This window comes from Dokdonella sp., assembly GCF_039926425.1.
In the GTDB taxonomy this organism is placed as follows: domain Bacteria; phylum Pseudomonadota; class Gammaproteobacteria; order Xanthomonadales; family Rhodanobacteraceae; genus Dokdonella_A.
This window is the reverse complement of record NZ_JBDSWZ010000062.1, coordinates 1-2,964: the sequence shown is the minus strand read 5'-3', so window position 1 is coordinate 2,964 and position 2,964 is coordinate 1. Positions and strand designations below refer to the sequence as shown.

Here is a 2,964-nt window from a genome sequence, read left to right as displayed (position 1 = left end):
TGGTTGACGCGGCCGACAGCGCGAGTTTCGTGACCGCGGCGAAAACACGTCAGTGGGATCGCGAGAGAAGCGTTCGCACCCTTGCCTGAAGCCATTTGAACTCCCGGAGTTGAACGAGGTGTGGGCGGCAAGCAAGCTTGCTGCCCACTTTGACAGTCCTGCCACTGCGGGATGCGCCCGTGCACGCGCTTGTGAAATCGCAACATGGATGATGTTGGTCGACGGGCGGTGGACATCGTGCTCGTCCACGAATCGCCAGCAACGTGAATCGCGCATTTCGCGCATTGCGTTGGCTGGCCGCGACGGGCGTGGTGCTCATCGCCGGCAACCTTTTGTGGCGGCAGTTTCAGTCCCTGTCGGTCGCGACATTGCACGACGCCTGGATTGCCACTCCGATGTCCGCCATCGTGCTGTCGGTGATCGCCACGGCGATTAGTTTTGCGTGTCTCGCAGCATACGAATGGTTTGCGACAACGCGTGCTGTTCCCGGTCGCGTCCCCACAGGCGCTGCGTTGTTGGTCGGCGTCACAGCGCACGCAATCGCGAACACGCTGGGGTTTCATGCGATAACTGCCGGCGCGCTGCGCTATCGGGCGTATCGGCGGTTTGGACTCGGAGTCGCAGATGTCACGCGCATCGTCGCGTTGGTGGGTGTCTGCGTTGCAGCAGGTGTCGTTTCAATCAGCGGCTTGGCGACGCTTGCAGTGGGGATGCCCGGCGATCGATCGACAGCTATGGCGTTGATGGCTCTCGCCTTGCTCGTTTGCCTCGCGGTGGCGTCGGTCGTCGCGATGCGCACGCACGCGCGCACGGCGATCCTCGTACGCCGGGCCATCGGATTGTGCGTGGTCGGAACCATCGAAATGGCTGCGTCGATCGGCGCGCTGTACGTGCTGATTCCGACGTCGGCGATGCCCGACCCGGCGAATTTCGTGCTGTTGTTCGTTTCGGCCACGCTGCTCGGCATCGTCAGCCACGTGCCCGGAGGAATCGGTGTGTTCGAAGCCGCCATTCTCGCGGCGATGCCTTCGAACGAGCGCGCCGGCGTGCTGATCGCGTTGCTCGCCTATCGCGCGATCTACAACCTGCTGCCTTTCCTGCTCGCGGTCGCGACGGAGATCTGCATCGCGTCAAGTCGTTCCAGGCACGAGGAACAGGGGATCAATTCGACGGTGGATACGTCCGCATCAACCGTTGCTGGTGAAGGTGCAGGCGAGCCAGCTTGAGCCAGCCGATCGGTCGGTGCCCGCGACGACGGTTTGCATCACCGATCCGGAACAGGAGGCGCTGCTTGGCGAAGACGATTCGATACACGTCGCGAACGGAGTATTTCGGGTCCCACGCGTGCACCGCTTCGGAGCCCGCGCCATTGACTTCCATGATCGTGAACTCACCACGCTGAAGGTCCTCGACAGTGCGGTAGCGCACGTCGAACCGGCCGACGAGGAACAACCCCATGTCTTTCGCAATTGCATCCACTCGCGCTTCCAGCGCTGCCGTGACAAGGACACTGCCATCCTCGTAGAGGCCGCCGACGCGTGTGGAGGCGACCGTGGAGAGCCGCACGATCTCGCCATCCGGGGGAACGCATTGCGGATCGTAACGGCACTGGTGAAGCGCGTTGCCGGTCGCCCGCTGCAATCGTGGATCACGCGCAATCAGGTCGGCGATGCAATCGTCGCCGTTGCCGACAACGTTTGGATAATGGCGAAGCAGAATGCCGATCAGACGCCCGTTCAATGCGGCCGGCTCGCGGACATAGAACAGGCCCGCCTCGCCCGGATCGGCCAGATAGCGTTGCAGAAGGAACGTTTCGTCGGGCGGAAAACGCCGCAGGTAGTCTGCCAGATCGTCAACGTTCGCCAGTAGCCGCACGCCGTAACCGCACCACCCCAGGTCCGGCTTGGCGACGATCGGAAAGCGCAATCGTGCTTCCATCATGCGCTGGGTCACGCCCGTCGCACTCGATCGGGAGTCGTTCACGACCGCGATGTAGTCCGCAGTTGCCGAGCGCGCGGTGGTGCCCATGCAGGCGAAGTATTCAAGCTTGCCGTCGCCGACCATGCCGCCCGAGGTGATACCGGGATTGACGGTCGACGGCAGCGTGATACTGCGATGCAAGATGCCGAGCCAGACCCATTGCGCGACCATCGGGATCAGATTGAGCCACTTGGGCAACTGCTCGAAGCGCCCGACCCGCGCGGTTGACGCACGCTCGATGGGAACCGTGACCGGGAGATCAGAGAGCATCGAGCACGTCGTAGTGGATTGGTTTGTAGGAGAAGTTATTGGACTGCCCCGCCGAACAGGCCGTCAGGCCGATCACCAGATCCATGCGGGCTTCGAAGACAATCGAGTCGCCTGCGCGACTCAACGGCGGATTCACACAAAGGCGACCCGTGGCTGCATCGACCGTTACATTCATGAAGACGTTGAAGGCGTTCGGTATTGCATCCGGTTGCACGCCAAACGGAGCAAGCGCAGCGGCAAGATTGCCAAAGCATCCGCGATGCGGCGTCGAATCGCCGTACAGAATGCTGAACATCTCCGCGGAGCATGGCGTCAACAGGAAATCGTGGCGGCCGACAGTGTCGGCGATGATCTTCAGCATCACATTGCTGCGGTTGGAATACAGATCGTGTCCAGTGGTCAGGTAGATGCAGCTCGCGTAGTCCAGGCTGCGGCCTGACGAAATCACTTCGCCGATATCCTCGCGGTTGTAAGAGACGAGATCGGCTACCTGCTCGCCGATCGGGTCGATGACGCGCAACCGCTGCCCGCGCGCCAGCACGAAGGCAACGCCGGAACGTGGAGGAATCTCACGGGACATCGATGCAGCCCGCTGCAGTCGAGGAAAAAGGACATTGCCAATCGGCGGCGACTTCCCGACCGCTGTATTGGCGCGCCTCGGAGGCCACTCCATGTCGCGCAAGCATCGGATTGACGGACCCGCTGCAGGCAGCA

General features: G+C 62.2%; 4 protein-coding genes. 1 reads left to right on the top strand and 3 read right to left on the bottom strand.

The window, feature by feature from the left end; genetic code table 11:
• The first annotated feature begins 263 nt into the window (after positions 1-263).
• The gene (locus ABIV12_RS03725) at positions 264-1,226 is read left to right on the top strand and encodes a UPF0104 family protein (RefSeq protein WP_348056363.1); all 963 of its coding nucleotides are present in this window, start codon (positions 264-266) and stop codon (positions 1,224-1,226) included.
• Here ABIV12_RS03725 and ABIV12_RS03720 read toward each other — a convergent pair.
• From ABIV12_RS03720 to ABIV12_RS03710, 3 genes are all read right to left on the bottom strand, one after another.
• Positions 1,162-2,250 carry a hypothetical protein gene (locus tag ABIV12_RS03720; protein WP_348056361.1) on the bottom strand — a complete coding sequence of 363 codons (1,089 nt, stop codon included), beginning with the start codon at positions 2,248-2,250 and terminating at the stop codon, positions 1,162-1,164. The genes ABIV12_RS03725 and ABIV12_RS03720 overlap by 65 nt on opposite strands.
• Positions 2,240-2,830, bottom strand: a complete 591-nt coding sequence (locus ABIV12_RS03715) for an urea carboxylase-associated family protein (protein ID WP_348056359.1) — start codon at positions 2,828-2,830, stop codon at positions 2,240-2,242. Before ABIV12_RS03715 ends, ABIV12_RS03720 begins: the two co-directional genes overlap by 11 nt.
• A partial coding sequence (locus ABIV12_RS03710) for a YqcI/YcgG family protein (protein WP_348056365.1) occupies positions 2,820-2,964 on the bottom strand: 145 nt, incomplete at its 5' end. The genes ABIV12_RS03715 and ABIV12_RS03710, both read right to left, overlap by 11 nt.

What these genes read in the sequence shown, in the direction of transcription:
- ABIV12_RS03715 (WP_348056359.1), bottom strand. Translation starts at nt 2,830, where the DNA reads ATGTCCCGTGAGATTCCTCCACGTTCCGGCGTTGCCTTCGTGCTGGCG.
- ABIV12_RS03720 (WP_348056361.1), bottom strand. Translation starts at nt 2,250, where the DNA reads ATGCTCTCTGATCTCCCGGTCACGGTTCCCATCGAGCGTGCGTCAACC.